Below are 19,089 nucleotides of genomic sequence, written 5' to 3' on the forward strand. Positions count from 1 at the left end.
ATCACGGGGCAGGTACATGCTCTTCCATAGCTTGCTCGTAGGGATGGCTCAGTCGATAGCTGAGCTGCCACCCGACTTAAACTTTCGCCATGACTGACGATCGTGGGTCATGGAAGACGTTTGGTGAGCGGCTGGTCTACGACAACCGGTGGGTTCAAGTCGGGTTGACCGACGTCGAGGCGCCGAACGGTGAGCGCTGGGATCACCACGTGGTGCATCTCGCTCGGATGGCTATCGCGTTGATCGTGAACGACCAGGACGAGGCTTTGATGTTGTGGCGCTACCGGTTCGCGACGACGCAATGGGGCTATGAACTGTTGGGTGGAATGGTCGACGCTGGCGACGACTCTGTCGGGACGGCGGCGCGGGAAGCTGTTGAAGAGTCCGGCTGGCGGCCGATCGGTGAACCGGAGCATCTGGTCAGCTTCGAGCCATTGCCGGGCCAGGTCACGGCGCCGGTGGATGTGTACCTTTGGCGCAAGGCCGAGCACATTGGTGAGCCCACTGACGCGGAAGAGGTCGGTCGGGTGGAGTGGGTGCCGTTGTCGCAGGTGAATCAACTTGTGCAGCAGCAGAAGTTGCTCGGAGCGGGCACGTTGGTGCCTCTGCTCTACTACCTCAACTCACGATCGGAGTAATCGATCTGGACGAGAGATGCTCAGCTGGCGGTGCCGGTGATCAAGTTCCAACTCCAGCTCGGCCAAGTGACTCATGAGCCGTTCGCGGGTTTGTTCGCAAGTTAGGGCCTCGCAGGCGAGACGTTCAAGCTGACCTTCATAGAAGGCGACGTCATCATCGTTCTCGAGGAACAGGCTGGTTGTGGGCTGTTGGTGATGAACGAGTGGAAGGTGCTGATCGTGTCGATACAGGGTGAAACCTGTCTGGAGGCTGGCCGGAGCGAAGTGATCGGCTACGAGGTGGATGTGGTGATGAGGTAGCGACGACATGATCAGCAGGTGCAGTATCTGCTCGTGTTTTACGACGGGGTCTTCATGGTGTGCAAGCAGCGTGGTTTCGTGCAGGTAGATGGTGAAGGGCCCAGGTGTCCGGAGAGATGCTGCCTGGCTGGCGAGGCGCGTACGCACTGCCGTATCGAGAGCGGGACCGTTCGCATGCCGGTTCCTGGCGAGGGCTTCGCGGATGTACGGCTCGATCTGGAGTTGCCGTGGGATTTCGGCAGGGTTGTAGGTCGTGATGGACTGGCTGCCGCTGTCGAGCACTTTGATGAGCGGAAGGTCATCGGGGAAGCCTGCAGGGTGGCTTCTGACCTGGTAGCCGTTGTCGGGGAGGCGGTCTAGGGCCACGAGGTCGTCGAGTTCATGAGGGGTTGCCTTCGCGCGGGCGAGGTAGATGGCGACGTCGCCGGCTTGGTAGTTGCGGAGGCCACTTTCCAGGCGCGAGATGGTGGAGGCAGGCCAGCCGAGCACGCGACTCATGTCAGTTGCGAGGTAGCCGGCGCGTATGCGGATCCGCCGTAGCTCGACGCCGAGCTCCCTCTGCTTTGCGGTCGACAGCTGCTGTGTCTTCTTCGCTTTCACAGGCTCCTGCTTAAGGTCGTTACGTGAGGCAGGCCGTTCCAAGACTGCTTGTGCCGTCACGGGCGCTGTGACGGCGCGAGATAGCGGCCTACCTGCGGAAACAGCGTTTGTGACGTCTGCGTCGGCTTGCTTCGCGTCGTCACATCTGCCGTGAATCGGCCACGGGAAGGGCGGTAACGAGAGACAACGGTCAGCCGTCACGTCGGCGAACGAGGAGCGCCGTGTCGTGTGGTGACGAGTAGTGCGGCTGTGCTGGCGACCTTCTGGAGGGCCGTTACGTGTCCGGTCAGTCGGTCGAGTCCGAGCGGGGTAAGGCGCAGCTTGGCGAGGCGACCTGCGATCCGGACGGACACGTAGCCAGCCGCGGCGAGGCGCTCGACGTGGAGCGCGACAACGGTTGGCTTGACACGCAGAGCGTTCGCCAGAACCGCGTCTTCGTACCAGTGCAGGTCAGCGAGAAGACACATCATGAACAGTCGGATCGGTAAGAGGAGTAGCGGGTCGAGGTCGCGGTGAGAGGACGGAACCGCAGGGCGTGCTGGCTGCATTACCACTCGCCGTCCGCCGGTGCGGCAGAGTCAGGGTGGCAGTCGCGGAGCGCTGGGGACGATCCGCCTGGGCTTTTCGGCAGCTCAAATGTGCCTGGGACGAAGGGGTCGCCGCGGTGCGTGGCTGCGCTCTGCGGTGCGACGCCACTCCGAGGGAGCTGGCGCGCAAAATATTGGGACTCAATTGCGGGGCCGGGCTGTAGCGCGATGATCAGCTGGTCTGCCGTCGGGCGCCCTGCTGTGCATGGTGAACAGCGGGTGCGATGTGCTCCTGCGCTTGTCGATGTAGTGGTCCGGCCGTCCCGCTCGGGGGTAGCACGCGCGCGTTGACGTGGGCGCGGCTGCGGGACGGCCGGAGTCTGACGGCGGCTGAAGAGACGGCACAAGCGGTAAGCCTTCCGGCGTCGTCTGGGCTCAGCCATGGGGCTGGTGGGACGGTTGAGTGTCCGGAGTACCGCGACGCACACGACGCATGGAGGGCCAGGCGGTACGAGGCACGAGCCGATGAGGACGACGTGACCGCAGACCGCTAGGTAACAGCCCTCTTGGAGTTCAAGCCCCTGGGCGAACGCTTCATCGGTGACGGCGTGATCGAGGCTGTCGCCTGTGCAGCGGTACCAGCGAACGTAGAGGCGGGGACGCCGTGATCTGCTTATGCCGCTCATCTCGCCCGCTCCTGAGTCCGCTCGTTGTGTTGAAATCATCAAAGTGAGATCAACGGCGAGAGACCAGGGCGGAAGTGTCGGAGTTTAGTGACAGGACGGTGGCATACTTCAGCACCACCTGCATATATGACTGATATGCTGAGTTGCAAATCAAGCCACGCGAGGTGAACGATGGTCGGCGTCCGACGACGCGATGGGCTGGTTTCAGCTCGTAAGACTGCGGGGCTGAGCCAGGAGAAGCTCGCCGAGATCATGGACGTCGATCGGCGGACGGTCATCCGCTGGGAGGCGGGCGACTTCGCGCCCCTGCCGTTCCAGCGGCCGAAGTTGGCGAGAGTGTTGGGACGCTCCCAAGAAGAGTTGCGCGTGCTGATCGACGGCTCGCCGACGGCTGATCTGCCGTATGAGCTTGAGCCTGCGTTCAGCTGGCTGGATCGTCGTGTGGGTTGGAGTCCCGGCACTACGCGTGAACGGGTAGGGGCACGTGTATCGCCAGATCGGCAACCTGGACCGCGGGTCGATCGGAACCAGGCTGCCGACGCGTTGGCGAGCTATTACGGCGAGCCGCCTGCTGGCTATGCGCTCTACCAGGCGCGTTACGGAGAGAAAGACGTTCGGACCAGCATTCTGAGTCGGTCAGAGTGGCTGGACTTGAGCTGTGAGCTGACGCCGGAGAACGATCAGCTGGTTTTGCGACCTGGCCTTGAGAGCTGTTCCTTCGGCATCAACGAGAACGCGGCCGTTGGAAGACTCGCCGAAGCGGCTGAAGGCGGCGTTCGAGTGGCTGACGTGCCGATCTACCGCCTGGCGGAGTTTGATTTGGGTGGCGGCGCTCTATCCGGCAGCTTGGACGTCGTGCCCTTCGTCGAGTACGCCTTGACCTTGGATCTGCTTGAGCGCGAGTTGTCCGAGATGCTGGCGGCAGGTAGAGGACTGCGTCCTGGTCACGCGCCCCTGCGGGACAAGTACTTGCCGGACGTCGCGACGGTGCTCGACCTGGCCGACCGGTTGTGCGCGGGCGGCGTGCTCGCCTTGACCGCGATCGCTCGGCCTGCGGATCCGTATCGAGGTGGTCGCGACTACCTGCTGCTCATCCAGGAGCGGTCCAGGAACGTGCTGAACGCAGCCGGCAGCTTGGCCGTGATCCCGAAGGCGTTCCACCGACCATCGACTGATCAACGCGCGGATGCCCGGATTGGCGCAACCCTGCGGCGTGCGCTGGAGAACGAGCTGTTCGGACGGGTCGACGTCGACAACACCGCGGGCAGTCAGCGAGCAGCTGATCCGATGCACCCGCACAGGTTGTCCGCGCCGATGAGGTGGCTGACCGAACAACCGGGACGCCTGCGGATGGAGTGCACCGGGTTCGGCCTCAACCTTGTCAGCGGGAACTACGAGCTTGCCAGCTTAGTCGTCATCGACGACGAAGAATTCTGGTCCCGCTTCGGCGGCGAGGTTGAGGCCAATTGGGAGTCGACTGAGTTGCGCTCGTATTCGACACTCGATGGCGATTTGATCGACGGACTGATTGCCGATGAATCGTGGAGCAACGAAGGTTTGTTCGCGTTGCTCCAGGGGCTGCGCCGACTCGCAGAAATTAGCGGTGAGCGGTTGGCAATCCCGAGTATTGAACTATGTCGCTGAAGGCCACCGCACGGCCAATACGACAGAATCCGATATGGCTTCCCAGGAATGGTCGATACCTGGCCCCCACATGATGTAGTCGCCTTGATGTGTCATAGTTTTGCCGCCGCCAGTGACATCGACGCGAAAGTGGCCGGAGATGAGAATCACGAGCGTCGTCCGCTGGTCATCGGAGGTCCACTCCGGGCGCTTGTCGCCTGCAGGATGGTTGGCCCACTTGACTTCCACGTCTTTCGATGAGCGGACGCCATGGGAGGGGTCGATGAAGTGCCCGACTAGCCAGCTGCGGGTATCTACTGCGTCTTCATTGGCGTTTCCGGCGGTCCAGCCGTCGTTCACTTGCTTATTTCCCATTCTATCGGCGGCAACTTCACGCGCTCTCCTCCGATTTCCGCCAGCCGTCGCAGGCCCTGCATCATCGCAAAGAGTCCTTCGTTGCTCCATGCTACATCACTCAGGAGCTCGGTGACGAGCTCTGTATCGGTTGTCGAATACTGCCGAAGTGTCGCTGATTCCCAGTTCGCTTCGACCATGCCGCCGTAACGTTGCCAGAATTCTTCGTCGTCGATGACTATCAGGCTTGCAAATTCGTAGTTTCCGCTGACCAGGTTCAGGCCGAAGCCTGTGGACTCCATTCGCAAGCGATCAGGTTCCTCCGCAAGCCAACGCATCGGTTCAGAGCGGCGCGCTGGGTGCATGGGGTCCGCAGTCAGCATCTCGTCGAGTGTGTTGTCGATATCCGGCCGCCCGAACAACTCCTCTTCCAGCTCTCGTCGGAGTGTTGCGCCCACCTGGGCATCTCGGCGGACGTCGGTCAGCGGCTGATGGAAGCCCTTCGGAATCACCGCGAGTCGTCGCGCAGCGTTTAGGACGTGACCTGAACGCTCCTGTACGAGCAGGAGATAGTCCGCGTCGCCCCGGTACGGGTCAGCCGGGCGCGCGATGGCGGTGAGTGCGAGTACGCCTCCCGCGCAAAGCCGGTTGGCGACGTCGAGCACTGATCGAAGATCAGGTAGGTGTCGGTCGCGAAGTGGCATGGACGATGAGCCGGCCGCGAGGGCGTCCATGAGTTCGCCTTCGAGCAGGTCCATCGTCAGCGCGTAGTGCGCGAAGTGAGTGACGCCGAACGAGCCGCCGAGCTGGTGTTTGCGGATGTCCGTGCCGAGCAGGCGGTAGATCGGACTGTTCACGAGACGGGTGTTCATGGCCAGCGTCTCCGCCAGGCGCTGAACGGCGAGACTCGCCGCGCGTTCATCGAGCTCGAGGCTCGCGTCCGGCCGGGTACTCGTCGCCGTGAACCGCTCTTGCTCTGGCCGCAGCTCGCAGGCCACATCCAGCCAATCGACGCAGGTCAGGACGCTGGTGTTCACGGTGTCAGCGCCGATTCGTCCGCAATACAGACCGTGATTCTCGATTTGATGCCCGTAGTACTGGCGGAGAGCGTCGACGACCTCCCGCTGGCTCACCCAACTCCGTCGGGTTCCGCGGTTGTGGAGGTCTTGGACGGTCACGTCGGCGAGGCGCGCAGCGACCGCGCGGCGGGCTGTGCCGGGAATCCAGCGGGCTGAGCGGTCGAGCCATTCGAGGGCTGCGCCGATGTGCGGATCAGTCGTAAGCCGCTCGTCCTCGGTGATGCCCGATACCGCCTGAGCGGCGGGCGCTTCGCCGACCAGCTCGGCGAAGCGCGCACGCTCCGCCTCCGACGCTTGCTCAAACGCGGTGTCGAGCACCTGTTGCATCTCGGACTGCTGGACCAGGTCCGGCTTCTTGCGCCATGACGCCACGGTGCGTGCAGCGACGCCCAGCTTCTCGGCGAACCGCTCATTGCTCAATCTCAGTGCGGCTTGAAGTGCCGACGCTGATCGGCCGGTCCATTCGCTGGCCCGGCTCATTGACGCGCCAAAAAGTCGATGTGCAGCGGATTCGCAGTGGTTGTGCAGTGCCCCCGCACTGGTTGTGCATGGGATCGCGAGCTGATTCGGCCTTGAATTCTAGGTATGGAAATCACCTGGATCGCCAGCCCGAATCGCCCGCCCTCAACGCTTCGAGCGGACATGCTCGACCACAATCGCGAGGTTCGACTGAACGTCTTCGAGACGCTCGGTGAGCTCAGCCAGCCGCTGTTCGAGCGCGTCCAGTCGGGGCCAGAGATCGTGCCCATCGTCGGTCGGCTCGTCCGGGTGTGGCGGAGTACGATTTTGCAGAACTGCCAACAGATGCTGCGGGTGCCAGCCCAACGTCGTCGACAGCGCTTCGAGCGTGCGGGCGCTCCGGCGGCGCTCCACAGTGTGGTGCTGCAACTCGCGCACGATCGCCTGCGACACATGCGACCGCTCGGCCAGCTCGCGTTGCCGCCAGCCGAGTTCGTTGACGCGCATGCTGATCGCCTTCGCGACTGCCGCCCAGTCTTCCGACACGTATCCCTCCGCGCTCCGCCTCGGCGCTGAGATTAGCGGCTCATCGCGCTTTTATCGCGTCGCCTAGCGCATTAGCGGCGGCGCGTCGGACGAACGCGCCATTTGAAGCGCTGAAATCAACAGCATAGTCTTGAAATCATCAGATTGGTCTTTCTTATGAACTCGCAAATGACTTTCCACACCATTCAGCAGGCCGCCTGGATTCTGGGTGTTCCGCGCTCGGCTGTGAGCCGGGCGATCCGTACCGGACAGCTGAGGGCGATTCGCTCGCGGTCCGGTCTGCGGGTGTCGTCGACCGAACTCGTTCGGCTGCTCGGCACCACGAAGCAGGACGGAGGTGCGGCATGCACGCCGATGACCTCCGGCTGATCGGGATCGCGTGGCGGCTGGACCGCCTGCGGTGGATCCCCTCGGACGTCCTAACCGCCATCGTTACTAGCGAAGGGGTCTGCATGTGGCCATCGGCGGAGGGCGAACCGCCGCTGGCGCAGACCGATCAGCAGCTCGCCGACCGACTGTGCGGAGGATGTCCGGTCCGGGACGAGTGTCTGGAACTGGAGTTGCGCACTGCCGGGACGGAGACAGCCGGCGTCTGGGGCGGGATGACCGACGACGATCGTCGGGAGCTTCATCCGCACTGGCTTCGACGCGGTGAACGGATCGAGCGAGGTGCGCGATGAACGGCCTCACCTTGACGCCAACGCAGATACTCGCCGGAGTCGGCGTGCTGGTCGTGCTGTTCTGGGTTTGGCGGGCCGGCGCTCGCCGGGCGAAAGCCGCGGCAGAGAAGACGCGCAGCGGTGCGCGCCTGGTCTCCTTGGCTGGCCGCGTTCTTTTCAACGCTGGGTTGATCGTGGCTGTTCAGTGGGTTGTCATCTCGCATCCGAGCAGCACGTGGCTGCGGCTCGCGGTACTCGGACTACCCGCGCTGTTCGCATCTCATGCGCTGACTCGCGCTATGACCGTGACGACCGTCGACACCTCGAAGCGGGGTGGTCGCCGATGACACGAGCGCAACAGCTGGCCCAGGACGCGGCCGAGGCCGCAGAGGTACGGGCGTACGAGACCGATCCGGACGTTGTGGCGCTCCGGATAGAACGGGTACGTCGGCAGGTCGACTGGATGTGCTGGACGGGGATTGTGCTCGGGCTGGCCTTCACGATGACGAACGTTCAGACCTTCGCCTCGGCTGGGACCCGGCCGTGGTCGCTGCCGTGGCTGGCTGCGTGGGTCCTGGATCCGACGGTGTCTCTCGTACTGCTAGCGATCCTTCGCGCGGAGCAGGTGACTGCCCGGTACCAGGTTCGCACCGGTGGATGGGTTCGGCGGGCGAAGTGGTTCACGCTCGCCGCTACCTACGTCATGAACACGTGGACGTCTTATGCGAATGGAGATCCAGCGGCGATCGTCCTGCACTCGGTTCCTCCGCTGGTCGTCTTTGCCGCGGTCGAGGCGATCACTGATCTGCGCGACAAGCTGACCGATGCTGCCATCGTGGCTGCTGGTGAACGGCGAGGTGTTCAGGGCGAGCCCATGAACGCCGGGCGCCGGAAGTTGTTTGCCGATTACCTGGCCGACGCTCGGCGACGCTGGACACCCGATGTCGACGTCACGCCGGCGTGGATCCGGCAGGCGACCGGATGTTCGCGCGGGTTGTCGCCGCGGTTGGCGCGTGCGTTGCGCGCGGAGGTGGCCGATGACTGAGCCAGGCGGACTGCCAGTGAAGGCAGATCCAGTGCTGGACGGCGAGCTGATCGATGACACATTGCCGCAACCACGTCGCCGCACACGTCGCAACCGGCTGGTGATGTGGTGGCTGCACTCGCAACGCGTGCCGTTTTGGCTCAAGAGCAAACCGCAAGCGGTTCAGGCCGCGAAGGACACGGTTGTCTGGCTGGTCATGTCACCGGTGCGCTTCCTCGGGGCGGTTGTCCGCGGGGTGGTGGTCGGTGTGCGGTGGTGGCGTGGCTGGGTGACGGTGCGGGACTACCGGGCTGCTGCGGAGGAGTCCGAGAAGCTGGCGGACAAGTTCACTGAGATTCGCGGGCTAACGCTGTTCCGCTGGAAAGTCACGGGCTTGGTGCTCGTCGTCGTCGCTCTGGCGGTCGCGATGGTGGATCTCCTGTACGGCGCCGATCCACTGTGGATCGCGGGGGCTGGTACATCGGTCGCCTTGGCGATTCTCGGTCGACGTAAGGACGGGAGTCCGGGGCGGAAACCTGCGCTCGCTGGTCCGCGCACGCTGACGTGGACGATGGACCCGCAGGTGCTGGTGGACGCGTTTCGGGATGCAAAGCTCATCGGCAAGGACGAGTCGCTGAGGCTCGTCGAGCGGGCAACGCGGGTCGGTGATGGCTGGGCCGTCACAGTCGACCTTCCCGCCACCCGCAAGGCCGCGGATGTCGTGAAGAACCGGGACGCACTCGCGTCCGCCTTGGCGGTCGATGAGGTGCAGCTCATCGTGGAACGCGTCCGAGGCAACGGTGGTCACGCTGGCCGTGTCTCGATGTGGGTTGCCGACGAAGACCCGTACGCGTCGCCACCGCTACGGACGCCGCTACTAGGGGCGGCCCAGTGGGATGCGTGGCGTCCGGTTCCCTTCGGGCGAGACGCTCGGGATCGACGGATCGATCTCCCTCTGGTGTGGACGTCGTTGCTCGTGGGCGCGATTCCGCGGCAGGGCAAGACCTTCGCTGCCAGGCTCGCTGCTTCTGGACTCATCCTGGACGCGTGGGTACGGCTATACGTCGCGGACTTCAAGGCGGGCAAGGACTGGGACTCGGCCGGCAAGGTCGCGCATCGGTTCATGGCGGGCGACGAATCCGAGCATGTCCTGGCCCTCATCGGCTGGCTCGCCGAGCTGGTCGCAGAGGTTCAGGCGAGATTTCGGCGGATGCGGGATCTCGATGACCTGACGTGCCCGGAGTCGAAGGTCACGCCGGAGATGTCTCGCGACAAGGCGCTGGACATGCCGATTACGGCGATCTTCATCGACGAGGTCCAAGTCCCGCTTGAGGACCGCACATCTATTGAGGTGCAGGGGAAGAGACTGACGGCGGGCGAGTACGTCGGCGAGCTGCTGACGTGGTTGGCGAAGAAGGGGCCAGCTGCCGGGATCGTGCTCGTACTGGCGACACAGCGGCCGGACTCGAAGACGATTCCGTCCGGCCTACGCGCGGTGCTTGGCTCGCGGTTCGCGCTCCGAGTGATGGATTGGCGTGACTCGAACATCGTGCTCGGCGAGCAGATGAACACGCGCGGGTTCGATTCGTCTCGTCTGCTGCCGTCGCACAAGGGCGTGGGCATCCTGCGCCCGGACGGTGACACTGCTGCCGGCGCCGATGTGCTCGCAATGACCGTCCGGACCTATTACATGCCGAACGAGGACTGGCGGACGATCTGCGAGCAGGGACGGGCGCTGCGTGAAGCAGCCGGAACGTTGACCGGGCACGCCGCTGGCCAGGACGTGACGCCAGTGCTCGACCACGCTGCGGTAGTCAAGGAGATCGGTGCAAGTGGCGCAGGTGACGCGGTTGGCGAGTTGCCTGAACCGTTCGCATCGATCGTCGACTACTTCGGCGACGACCTTGGTCCGGAGGGTCGCGACTTCGTGCCGACTGCGGAGCTTTTGGACGCGCTGAAGATCGACCGGATGACGCTCGCGCAGCAGATGAGCGAGGCGGGATGTCGGCCGACGCGGGATCGGATCACGACCGAAAGCGGCGAGATGCGGCAGGTCCGCGGGTATCTAACAGCTGAAATCAAGAGTGCAATAGATGAGCTGACCAGGCGATATGGTAACGGCGACGAGGGCAGCCGTGCATGAGCGCAAGCCCTTCGAGTGTAGAGCCAGTTAAGGTAACTCTGCCAGGTGAGATGCTCGAAGTGACGCCAGCCGTTGCTCGTGTTCTTCTGGCGATCTTGATCGAGCTGAGCGAGGTTCAATTGCTGGACCGGACAGAGGGGGCCGAGCATGGCGGCTGATTTCATCAATGATCCGTGGGCGACACTGGACGAGATCTTGGGAGTCCAGGCTGTTGAGCCGGTCGACGACGGGATCGGCGCTGTCGCGTTCTACGGTCGATGTTCGACCGAGGACAACCAGGACCCGGAGACGTCTCTTGGCTGGCAGCTCGGTAACGCTCGAAAGTTCGTCGAGCCGATGGGCGGTCACATAGCGGCCGAGTTCTTCGACATCGGGCAGTCGCGCTCGGTGCCGTGGGAACGACGACGGGAGGCTTCGCGGCTACTCGCCGAGCTGAAGGAGCCGCGGCGCAGTTGGAACGCGGTTGTGGTCGGTGAGGGAACGCGGTGCTGGTTCGGTAACCAGTTCTCTCTGATCGCACCCCGATTCGCTGCCTACGGGGTCGAACTGTGGGTTCCTGAATTGGGTGGGAGGTTCGACCCGCGGAACCCTTCACACAAGATGCTCATGAGCGTGCTCGGAGGGATGAGCGAGTCGGAGCGACAGCACGTTCAGGCTCGTGTGAGGGCGGCGATGGACGCCCAGGTGCTCAACGAAGGGCGCCATCAGGGCGGGCGAGCGCCGTACGGATACGTCGTGACCGATGCCGGTCCGCACCCGAACCCGAGGAAGGCAGCTGAAGGCTTTCGGTTGCGAGTGTTGGTGCCGGACGAGTCGGCTGACGTTGTTCGTCGAATCTTCGAGGAGTATTTGAATGGCAAGGGGGATCGGGCGATCGCGAACGGGCTCAATCGCGATGGCGTGCCGTGTCCCTCCGCGCGGCGGCCGGATCAGAACCGTCATCGACTCGCTGACGGCTGGCAAGGAAGCACGATTCGGTCGATCCTGGAGAACCCCCGGTACACGGGATACGCGTTCTTCGGGCGATGGTCCCGGCAAGAGATGCTGTTGAACCCGGATGATGTCGCTGCGGGCAACGTGACCAGGTTCCGGAGGGCGGCACCGGATCGTGTCGTGCGTTCGCGTAAGCCGGCGCATCCCAAGATCGTCTCGGTCGAGGATTTCACTGAAGTCCAGTTGCTCAGGAGGTCACGGGCGGCGGGCGGCCTGGCTGCTCGCCGGAAGCTGGAGCGCGGACCGCGGCCCACGAAGTGGGTGTACGCGTTCCGTGGCCGGGTTCGGTGTGGGCACTGTCTGCGCAAGATGGAGGGGACGCCCCGCGAGAGCCGGATCTACTACCGGTGCGCGGCGCGGACACTCGTACCAGGCTCGTCGGCTCTCGCGGATCACCCGAAGAACGTTTACATGCCTGAGGCCGCCGTCATCGAGCCGGTCAACGGGTACATCAGCCAGGTCTTCTCTCCAGAGCAACGGAAGAAGACGGTGCTTGCGATGCTCGGGGTGGCGGGGGAGGTGGCTGTGAATCCGGAGCGATCCGAGGAAGCGCGACGGCGGCTCTCGCATGCCAAGACGCGACTCGCAAGACTTCAGGAGGCGATCGAAGCGGGTGCGGATCCTGGAGCCCTGATCGAACCGTTGAACCGGGCGAAGGAGGAGCGCGACGCTGCTGAAGAGGACTTGGCGCGTGCTCCGGTTGAAGAGTCGATCGGCAGAGCCGAACTCGAAGCGATGGTCGATGCGTTCGGTGAGCTGGGAAGGCAGGTCGGGAACGCGAGTCCAGGGAGACTTCAGGAGCTCTACGGCGAGATCGGCCTGGAGATGGTCTATAACGCAAAAGAGCGGACGGTCGATGTGACCATCCGCCCACCCCGTAGGGTTAATGCGTGTGTCCGAGGGGGGACTTGAACCCCCACGTCCGTTAAGGACACTAGCACCTCAAGCTAGCGCGTCTGCCATTCCGCCACTCGGACTTGCTGATGAGAAGAGACTATACGTCACCGGAGAGGTCCGAATCAGGGGGGTCCGTATCGTCACGGAGACGCACCTTGAGATCATGATTGGTTACCGTCCGGCAGATTCTCGACTCCGTCCTGGGTGGCCATCGCGTGTGAGTCCGCAGGTCAGTAGACATAAATGCGAGATGTGAGCAGTAGGTAACCTGGAGTGACAGTCGATGGGAGTGAGCCGTCGATACCGAGGGAATCAAACCCGGTCACTCAGCGCTTACACGTCCGTGAAGAAGATTGGTTTCCTCTCGTTCGGCCACTGGTCGGCGAGCGCGCACTCCGAGACCCGGTCCGCCGCCGACTTCCTACATCAGTCGATCGACCTGGCCGTCGCAGCCGAGGAGCTCGGCGTGGATGGCGCGTACTTCCGCGTACATCACTTCGCGCGGCAGGCCGGGAGTCCGTTCCCGTTGCTTTCGGCGATCGGTGCCCGGACCTCGAAGATCGAGATCGGTACCGGCGTGATCGACATGCGGTACGAGAACCCGATGTACATGGCCGAGGAGGCGGGCGCCGCCGACCTCATTTCCGGCGGCAGGCTCCAGCTCGGAGTCAGCCGGGGATCCCCGGAGCAGGTGATCGACGGGTGGCGGTACTTCGGGTACGGGCCGGCGGAGGGGGAGACGGCCGCGGACATGGCCCGGCAGCGCACCGAGGTCCTCCTGAAGCTGCTTGACGGGGAGGGCTTCGCGCAGCCGAATCCGCGCCCGATGTTCGCGAATCCGCCCGGGCTGCTTCGGCTCGAGCCGTACTCCGAGGGGTTGCGCGAGCGCATCTGGTGGGGTTCCAGCTCCAACGCGACCGGTGTGTGGGCGGCGAAGCTGGGCATGAACCTGCAGAGCTCCACGCTCAAGGACGACGAGACGGGTGAGCCGCTGCACGTTCAGCAGCGCAAGCAGATCGAGGCCTACCGCGAGGCTTGGAAGGAAGCCGGTCACGCCCACGAGCCGCGGGTGTCGGTCAGCCGCAGCATTTTCGCGCTGACCGACGACCGCGACCGTGCCTACTTCGGCCGCGACCGCGAATCGCGTGACCAGGTCGGCATGATCGACGAGACGACCAGGGCGATCTTCGGGCGTTCCTATGCCGCCGAGCCGGATGAGCTGGTGCGCGAACTCAAGGCCGACGAGGCGATCCAGGCCGCGGACACCCTGCTGCTGACCATCCCGAACCAGCTCGGGGTCGAGTACAACGCGCACGTGCTCGAGAGCATCCTCACGCACGTGGCGCCGGAGCTCGGCTGGCGCTGAGAATGCGCGATTCGGCCGATGGGCAGGGGTGCCGGGCCTGATTAGGATCAGGGCATCCCCTGGCCACCGGAGGGTCACATGAGACTGCTCGGCCTGGTTCTGGCCTTCTGCCTCGCTTTGCCGCCCACGGCGCAAGCAGCCGCTCCCGCCCCGCTCGGTGGCGGGAGCGTGCTGCAATCCGGCGCTTCGTCCCGGTGTACCGCCGGGTTCGCCGCGGTCTCGGGCAACGTCGGCTACCTGATCGCGAGTTCCGCTTGCGGCAGGCCCGGCGACACCATCCGCAGCGCGGGTCGCGTGGTCGGGGTGGTCGCGGCTGCCCAGATCCCGCCGACCGGCGCGATCGTCATCCGCGTGACCAATACGACCGACTGGCGGCTGGTCGCGTCGATCCCGCCCGTCGACAGCCGGGTGACGATCGGCGGCGCGGTCGAGGCGCCGGTCGGCGCCTCGGTGTGCAAGTACGGGTCGACCACCGGCTGGCGGTGCGGGACCATCCTGGCGAAGAACGTGTCGATCACCTTCCCCGAAGGTACTTTGACCGGTTTGACCCGCACCTCCGTCTGCGCCGAGCCCGGCGACAACGGCGGGCCGTTCGTCAGCGGGACGCAGGCGCAGGGGGTGCTGATCGGCGGCAGCGGCAACTGCTCTTCCGGCGGCTCCACCTACTTCCTCCCGGTTAACCGTGTCCTGTCCGCCTACCGGCTGACGATCCTCGCCGGGACCTAGAACGGCAGGATCCGCGGATACGGGGGAGGGGAGTGCCGCGCGAATCGGGCGAGATAAGCGACCGCGGCTGGATCCGCCGGTAGCCGACACCCTCGTCCAGCTCGGTTTGCGGCCCGCGCGTAACCCTGTGCCAGCAAGGAGGTCTCGGTCGCGGGTTGTGAGGTCAGGGCGATCCGGTCTGGCTCCGGATAGGCCAGCGAGTACTCGGCTAGCTGAAGATCACCGAGCGCAGAAGGAGCCTGTCGGAACCACGGCCACCGTGGGGGCGCAGCGAAAAGTAGGAGTCGCTCTTGCAGTCGTCGTCCAGGAACACCGCTGCCCGTGAATCGGTGTCGTTGCGCGGACGGAACGCGTCGACGTCCCAGTCGGCTATTTCCGGGATTTCGATGCATTCGCCGCTGGGAGGATCGACCAGGATGCCGATCTGGATCTCTTCGTCCGCGTCGTAGTAACGGTAGGTGAATTCCCCTTCGGCCGCGGAGGCCACCGCCGGAATCGAAAAACACAGGGCGACGGCACTGGCGACGGCGAGAAAAGCGGTACGGGTGCGCATGAGACGACGGTAGGGCGATGATCAAGTTCTCCGATAGATCTCCCGGCCAGGTCCACCCGAGGGAGTGGACCGATCCACGCCGGTGATCGATAGTGAGGGGCATGTACACCGGCAACCCCGACGTCCCTGACGACGTCTTCGCGGACGTCCTCGGCCAGATCAACGACTTCGTGCGCACCCGCGTGATGCCTCGTGAGCTCGAGATCATGAACACAGACGCGATCCCGGCCGACCTGCGGGCGCAGGCCGCGGAGATGGGGCTGTTCGGCTACGCGATCCCGCAGGAGTGGGGCGGCCTCGGGCTCGACCTGGTCCAGGACGTCGAGGTGGCGATGGCGCTGGGGTACACGTCCCTGGCGCTGCGGTCGATGTTCGGCACGAACAACGGCATCGCCGGGCAGGTCCTGGTCGGTTTCGGCACCGAGGAGCAGCAGGCCAGGTGGCTGCCCGGCATCGCGTCCGGTGACGTCGTGGCGTCCTTCGCGCTCACCGAGCCGGGTGCCGGCTCCAACCCGGCCGGACTGCGGACCAGCGCGAAGCCGGACGGCGACGGCTGGATCCTCGACGGCGGCAAGCAGTTCATCACCAACGCCACCGAGGCCGGGTTGTTCGTGGTGTTCGCCCGCGTCCGGCCCGCGTCCGAATCCGGGACGGGGATCGCGGTGTTCCTCGTACCCGCCGACGCGCCGGGGATCCAGGTCGGCGCGAAGGACGCGAAGATGGGGCAGGAGGGTTCGCGGACCGCGGACGTCACGTTCTCGCAGGTCCGGGTGGGTCCGGAGGCGCTGGTCGGCGGGGATGGCGACGTCGGCTACAAGGCGGCGATGACGTCGCTGGCGCGCGGCCGGATCCACATGGCGGGTCTGGCCGTCGGGGCCGCGCAGCGGGCGCTCGACGAGTCGGTTTCCTACGCGGCGACGGCGACCCAGGGCGGCACGCCGATCGGGGATTTCCAGCTGGTGCAGGCGATGCTCGCCGACCAGCAGACCGGCGTCCTCGCCGGACGTGCGCTCGCCCGTGAGGCCGCCCGGCTCTACGTGACCGGTGAGGATCGCCGGATCGCGCCGTCGGCGGCGAAGCTGTTCTGCACCGAGATGGCGGGCAAGGCCGCGGATCTCGCGGTGCAGGTCCACGGCGGCAGCGGCTATATGCGCGAGGTGCCGGTCGAGCGTATTTACCGCGATGTCCGGCTTATGCGGCTTTACGAAGGAACCAGCGAGATCCAGCGCTTGATCATCGGCGGCGGCCTGGTGCGGGCCGCGAAGAAAGCGGGCGCTCCTGGATGAACTCCAGGTTTACGATCAAGATCATGCGATTCGCCATCAAAACCTCACCGCAGGACACCGTTTGGTCCGACATGCTCGCCGTTTGGCAGGCCGCGGACGAGATCGAACTCTTCGAATCCGGATGGACCTTCGATCACTTCTATCCCATTTTTTCGGATTCGACCGGTCCGTGCCTGGAAGGGTGGGTGACCCTCACCGCGCTCGCACAGGCCACGAAACGGCTCCGGCTGGGCACGCTGGTCAGCGGGATCCATTACCGCCACCCCGCGCTGCTCGCGAACATGGCCGCGACGCTCGACATCGTTTCCGGCGGCCGCCTGGAGATCGGGATCGGCGCGGGCTGGAACGAAGAGGAATCCGGCGCGTACGGCATGGAGCTCGGCACGATCAAAGCGCGGAGCGACCGGTTCGAGGAGGGCTGCGAGGTCCTCGTCGGGCTGCTGACCCAGGAGACCACCACGTTCCAGGGTGAGCACTACCAGCTGACCGACGCCCGCTGCGAACCGAAGGGCGTGCAGAAGCCGCATCCGCCCATCTGCATCGGTGGCAGCGGCGAGAAGCGGACCCTGCGCACGGCCGCGAAGTACGCCCAGCACTGGAATTTCGTCGGTGGCACGCCGGAGGAGTTCGCGCACAAGCGCGAGGTGCTGCACCGTCACTGCGCGGACATCGGCCGGGACCCGGGCGAGATCACCTTGTCCTCGCACGTCCGCCTCGGCGCGGACGGTGACTACGCCAAGGTCGCCGCGGAAGCCGAAGCCCTCGGTGAGGCCGGGCTCGACCTGGCGATCATCTACCTGCCGCCGCCGCACACCCCCGCTGTTCTGGAGCCGCTGGCGAAGGCGCTCGAACCGCTGCGCTGACGGCCTGGGCGGCTTCTCCTCGCGGAGGGGCCGCCCTGGGCGTTGCGGAACCGGCCGGTCTCGCTATACGGTGACGGAACTAGAACAGGTTATAGTTCTGGACGGCGGGCGGACCGAGGAGCGGAAATGGCGAACAAGGCGCCGCGCGGCGACGAAGCCGACTACGTGGTCGTCGGATCGGGTAGCTCGGGGGCCGCGATCGCGGGCAGGCTGGCGGAGTCCGGTGCCAGCGTGATCGTGCTCGAGGCGGGCAAGAGCGACGAGAAGCTGCTCGTCAAGAAGCCGGGACTGGTCGGCCCGATGCACGCGGTGCCCCAGCTCAAGAAGCCCTTCGACTGGGGCTATTACTCGGTGCCACAGAAACACGTTCTCGATCGCCGGATGCCGGTGCCGCGCGGCAAGGTGGTCGGTGGCTCCAGTTCCATCAACGGGATGGTTTACGTCCGCGGCAACCGCGCCAACTTCGACTCCTGGGCGGCCGAGGGCAACAAGGGCTGGGACGCCGACAGCGTCAACGCCGCCTACAAGCGGATGGAGGACTTCGAGGACGGCGAGAGCGAGTTCCGGGGCGCGGGCGGGCCGATCCGGGTCACCCGCAACAAGATCCCGCAGGAGGGCACGCTCCAGTTCCTCGAGGCGACCGCCGGAGCGATCGGCTGCGAGATCCTCGACGACTACAACGCCGAGTCGCAAGAGGGCGTCAGCCGGATGCAGCAGAACGCCGCCGACGGCCTGCGCTACAGCGCCTCGCGCGGCTACATCCACCACCTCGCGCCCGCGACACTGCAGGTCCAGTCCGGAGTACTGGCGAAGAAGGTGCTCATCGAGAACGGCCGCGCGATCGGCGTCGAGGTCGTCGACGCCGACGGGAGCCGCCGCACCCTGCGCGCCGGCAAGGAGGTCATCCTCTCGGCGGGCTTCGTCGGCTCCGCGCAGCTGCTGATGCTGTCCGGGATCGGCCACGCCGAACACCTGAGGGAGCACGGCATCGACGTGCTCGCGGATCTGCCGGTCGGCGACAACCTGCACGACCACATGTTCCACGCGCTGACCTTCCGCGCGTCGTCGAGCAGGAACAAGGGCACACCGCCGTACTTCGCGAGCGGCCTCGTCAAGGAACTGATGCGGCCCGGCACGACGTTCCTGGCGAACTCGGTCTTCGAGGCTGTCGCCTTCCTCAAGACGTCCCAGGCCACCGAGGTCCCCGACCTCCAGCTGCATCTCCTGCCGTGGGCGTACGTGACGCCCAACCAGGACGCGCCGATCCGGCACGACGTCGACAAGCGGCCGGCGCTCACCGTGCTGACCACGCTGATCTACCCGAGGAGCCGCGGAACCCTGCGCCTCGCCTCGGCCGATCCCACGGCGGCGCCGCTCATCGACTTCCAATACCTGTCCGACCCCGCCGACCTCGAAGTGCTCGGTGAGGGGTCGGAAATGGTCCGCGAGATCTTCGCCTCGGGGGCGTTCAACGGCTCGATCAAGGAAGAGCTCCACCCGGGCAAGGGGTTGCGGGGCCAGGAGTTGCGCGACGCGATCCTGAATCGCGCGACCTCGGTGTACCACGGCGTCGGGACCTGCCGGATGGGCGTCGACGAACTCGCGGTCGTCGGTCCCGACCTCAAGGTCCGCGGGGTCGAAGGCCTGCGGGTCTGCGACGCCTCGATCATGCCGTCGATCACCGGCGGCAACACCAACGCGCCCGCGATCATGATCGGCGAGATGGGCGCGCAGCTCGTCCTCTCGGACAACTGACGGAAAGAGGGC

General features: G+C 65.2%; 18 protein-coding genes and 1 tRNA gene. 13 read left to right on the forward strand and 6 right to left on the reverse strand.

Annotated elements, in window-relative coordinates:
• The first annotated feature begins 89 nt into the window (after positions 1-89).
• Entirely contained in the window at positions 90-638 is a 549-nt protein-coding gene (locus ACLJPX_RS02085; protein WP_410598446.1) for an NUDIX hydrolase, read from the forward strand.
• Here ACLJPX_RS02085 and ACLJPX_RS02090 read toward each other — a convergent pair.
• Entirely contained in the window at positions 624-1,538 is a 915-nt protein-coding gene (locus ACLJPX_RS02090) for a helix-turn-helix domain-containing protein (protein ID WP_410598447.1), read from the reverse strand. The two genes, ACLJPX_RS02085 and ACLJPX_RS02090, sit on opposite strands and share 15 nt — an antisense overlap.
• A gap of 1,384 nt (positions 1,539-2,922) precedes the next feature.
• On the opposite strand from ACLJPX_RS02090, the gene ACLJPX_RS02095 reads away from it, so the two are divergent.
• On the forward strand, positions 2,923-4,395 hold the full coding sequence (locus ACLJPX_RS02095; protein WP_410598448.1) for a helix-turn-helix transcriptional regulator: 1,473 nt from the start codon (positions 2,923-2,925) through the stop codon (positions 4,393-4,395).
• Here the strand turns inward: ACLJPX_RS02095 and ACLJPX_RS02100 are convergent.
• The 3 genes from ACLJPX_RS02100 to ACLJPX_RS02110 form a co-directional block, all read right to left on the reverse strand.
• Positions 4,384-4,734: a signal peptidase I gene (locus tag ACLJPX_RS02100; protein ID WP_410598449.1), complete on the reverse strand. Its 351-nt coding sequence runs from the start codon at positions 4,732-4,734 to the stop codon at positions 4,384-4,386. The two genes, ACLJPX_RS02095 and ACLJPX_RS02100, sit on opposite strands and share 12 nt — an antisense overlap.
• The gene (locus tag ACLJPX_RS02105; RefSeq protein WP_410598450.1) at positions 4,731-6,287 is read right to left on the reverse strand and encodes a transcriptional regulator; all 1,557 of its coding nucleotides are present in this window, start codon (positions 6,285-6,287) and stop codon (positions 4,731-4,733) included. The genes ACLJPX_RS02100 and ACLJPX_RS02105 overlap by 4 nt, the downstream gene beginning before the upstream one ends.
• A 144-nt stretch (positions 6,288-6,431) precedes the next feature.
• Positions 6,432-6,812, reverse strand: a complete 381-nt coding sequence (locus ACLJPX_RS02110; protein ID WP_257487372.1) for a helix-turn-helix domain-containing protein — start codon at positions 6,810-6,812, stop codon at positions 6,432-6,434.
• A 168-nt stretch (positions 6,813-6,980) separates the two neighbouring features.
• Here ACLJPX_RS02110 and ACLJPX_RS02115 point away from each other — a divergent pair, with 168 nt between their 5' ends.
• The 6 genes from ACLJPX_RS02115 to ACLJPX_RS02140 all read left to right on the forward strand — a co-directional run bounded on the left by ACLJPX_RS02115 (position 6,981) and on the right by ACLJPX_RS02140 (position 12,543).
• Positions 6,981-7,181, forward strand: a complete 201-nt coding sequence (locus ACLJPX_RS02115) for a helix-turn-helix domain-containing protein (protein ID WP_410598451.1) — start codon at positions 6,981-6,983, stop codon at positions 7,179-7,181.
• A complete protein-coding gene (locus tag ACLJPX_RS02120; RefSeq protein ID WP_410598452.1) occupies positions 7,157-7,492 on the forward strand; it encodes a WhiB family transcriptional regulator in 336 nt (111 codons plus the stop codon). Before ACLJPX_RS02115 ends, ACLJPX_RS02120 begins: the two co-directional genes overlap by 25 nt.
• Positions 7,489-7,818: a hypothetical protein gene (locus tag ACLJPX_RS02125; protein ID WP_125684821.1), complete on the forward strand. Its 330-nt coding sequence runs from the start codon at positions 7,489-7,491 to the stop codon at positions 7,816-7,818. The genes ACLJPX_RS02120 and ACLJPX_RS02125 overlap by 4 nt, the downstream gene beginning before the upstream one ends.
• On the forward strand, positions 7,815-8,516 hold the full coding sequence (locus tag ACLJPX_RS02130) for a hypothetical protein (protein WP_410598453.1): 702 nt from the start codon (positions 7,815-7,817) through the stop codon (positions 8,514-8,516). Before ACLJPX_RS02125 ends, ACLJPX_RS02130 begins: the two co-directional genes overlap by 4 nt.
• Positions 8,509-10,638: a cell division protein FtsK gene (locus ACLJPX_RS02135; protein WP_410598454.1), complete on the forward strand. Its 2,130-nt coding sequence runs from the start codon at positions 8,509-8,511 to the stop codon at positions 10,636-10,638. The genes ACLJPX_RS02130 and ACLJPX_RS02135 overlap by 8 nt, the downstream gene beginning before the upstream one ends.
• Positions 10,639-10,785: 147 nt before the next feature.
• Complete coding sequence (locus tag ACLJPX_RS02140) at positions 10,786-12,543, forward strand: recombinase family protein (protein WP_410598455.1); 1,758 nt, start codon at positions 10,786-10,788, stop codon at positions 12,541-12,543.
• Here the strand turns inward: ACLJPX_RS02140 and ACLJPX_RS02145 are convergent.
• Positions 12,525-12,608 (reverse strand) — tRNA-Leu (locus tag ACLJPX_RS02145). The genes ACLJPX_RS02140 and ACLJPX_RS02145 overlap by 19 nt on opposite strands.
• A gap of 263 nt (positions 12,609-12,871) precedes the next feature.
• On the opposite strand from ACLJPX_RS02145, the gene ACLJPX_RS02150 reads away from it, so the two are divergent.
• Positions 12,872-13,894 carry an LLM class flavin-dependent oxidoreductase gene (locus ACLJPX_RS02150; RefSeq protein WP_410598456.1) on the forward strand — a complete coding sequence of 341 codons (1,023 nt, stop codon included), beginning with the start codon at positions 12,872-12,874 and terminating at the stop codon, positions 13,892-13,894.
• A 78-nt stretch (positions 13,895-13,972) separates the two neighbouring features.
• Positions 13,973-14,620 carry a S1 family peptidase gene (locus ACLJPX_RS02155; RefSeq protein ID WP_410598457.1) on the forward strand — a complete coding sequence of 216 codons (648 nt, stop codon included), beginning with the start codon at positions 13,973-13,975 and terminating at the stop codon, positions 14,618-14,620.
• Between the two features lie 208 nt (positions 14,621-14,828).
• Here ACLJPX_RS02155 and ACLJPX_RS02160 read toward each other — a convergent pair whose 3' ends face one another.
• Positions 14,829-15,173, reverse strand: coding sequence for a hypothetical protein (locus tag ACLJPX_RS02160; RefSeq protein WP_410598458.1), 345 nt, complete (start codon positions 15,171-15,173; stop codon positions 14,829-14,831).
• A 101-nt stretch (positions 15,174-15,274) separates the two neighbouring features.
• Here ACLJPX_RS02160 and ACLJPX_RS02165 point away from each other — a divergent pair, with 101 nt between their 5' ends.
• From ACLJPX_RS02165 to ACLJPX_RS02175, 3 genes are all read left to right on the forward strand, one after another.
• Positions 15,275-16,459, forward strand: coding sequence for an acyl-CoA dehydrogenase family protein (locus ACLJPX_RS02165; protein ID WP_410598459.1), 1,185 nt, complete (start codon positions 15,275-15,277; stop codon positions 16,457-16,459).
• Between the two features lie 23 nt (positions 16,460-16,482).
• Positions 16,483-17,322 carry an LLM class F420-dependent oxidoreductase gene (locus tag ACLJPX_RS02170; protein ID WP_410598460.1) on the forward strand — a complete coding sequence of 280 codons (840 nt, stop codon included), beginning with the start codon at positions 16,483-16,485 and terminating at the stop codon, positions 17,320-17,322.
• Between the two features lie 126 nt (positions 17,323-17,448).
• Entirely contained in the window at positions 17,449-19,077 is a 1,629-nt protein-coding gene (locus ACLJPX_RS02175; protein ID WP_410598461.1) for a GMC family oxidoreductase, read from the forward strand.
• Positions 19,078-19,089 lie beyond the last annotated feature (12 nt).

This window comes from Amycolatopsis sp. lyj-90 (assembly GCF_046549035.1).
Taxonomy (GTDB): Bacteria; Actinomycetota; Actinomycetes; order Mycobacteriales; family Pseudonocardiaceae; genus Amycolatopsis.

What these genes read in the sequence shown, in the direction of transcription:
- ACLJPX_RS02085 (WP_410598446.1), top strand. Translation starts at nt 90, where the DNA reads ATGACTGACGATCGTGGGTCATGGAAGACGTTTGGTGAGCGGCTGGTC.
- ACLJPX_RS02095 (WP_410598448.1), top strand. Translation starts at nt 2,923, where the DNA reads ATGGTCGGCGTCCGACGACGCGATGGGCTGGTTTCAGCTCGTAAGACT.
- ACLJPX_RS02105 (WP_410598450.1), bottom strand. Translation starts at nt 6,287, where the DNA reads ATGAGCCGGGCCAGCGAATGGACCGGCCGATCAGCGTCGGCACTTCAA.
- ACLJPX_RS02115 (WP_410598451.1), top strand. Translation starts at nt 6,981, where the DNA reads ATGACTTTCCACACCATTCAGCAGGCCGCCTGGATTCTGGGTGTTCCG.
- ACLJPX_RS02120 (WP_410598452.1), top strand. Translation starts at nt 7,157, where the DNA reads ATGCACGCCGATGACCTCCGGCTGATCGGGATCGCGTGGCGGCTGGAC.
- ACLJPX_RS02125 (WP_125684821.1), top strand. Translation starts at nt 7,489, where the DNA reads ATGAACGGCCTCACCTTGACGCCAACGCAGATACTCGCCGGAGTCGGC.
- ACLJPX_RS02130 (WP_410598453.1), top strand. Translation starts at nt 7,815, where the DNA reads ATGACACGAGCGCAACAGCTGGCCCAGGACGCGGCCGAGGCCGCAGAG.
- ACLJPX_RS02135 (WP_410598454.1), top strand. Translation starts at nt 8,509, where the DNA reads ATGACTGAGCCAGGCGGACTGCCAGTGAAGGCAGATCCAGTGCTGGAC.
- ACLJPX_RS02140 (WP_410598455.1), top strand. Translation starts at nt 10,786, where the DNA reads ATGGCGGCTGATTTCATCAATGATCCGTGGGCGACACTGGACGAGATC.
- ACLJPX_RS02155 (WP_410598457.1), top strand. Translation starts at nt 13,973, where the DNA reads ATGAGACTGCTCGGCCTGGTTCTGGCCTTCTGCCTCGCTTTGCCGCCC.
- ACLJPX_RS02160 (WP_410598458.1), bottom strand. Translation starts at nt 15,173, where the DNA reads ATGCGCACCCGTACCGCTTTTCTCGCCGTCGCCAGTGCCGTCGCCCTG.
- ACLJPX_RS02165 (WP_410598459.1), top strand. Translation starts at nt 15,275, where the DNA reads ATGTACACCGGCAACCCCGACGTCCCTGACGACGTCTTCGCGGACGTC.
- ACLJPX_RS02170 (WP_410598460.1), top strand. Translation starts at nt 16,483, where the DNA reads ATGCGATTCGCCATCAAAACCTCACCGCAGGACACCGTTTGGTCCGAC.
- ACLJPX_RS02175 (WP_410598461.1), top strand. Translation starts at nt 17,449, where the DNA reads ATGGCGAACAAGGCGCCGCGCGGCGACGAAGCCGACTACGTGGTCGTC.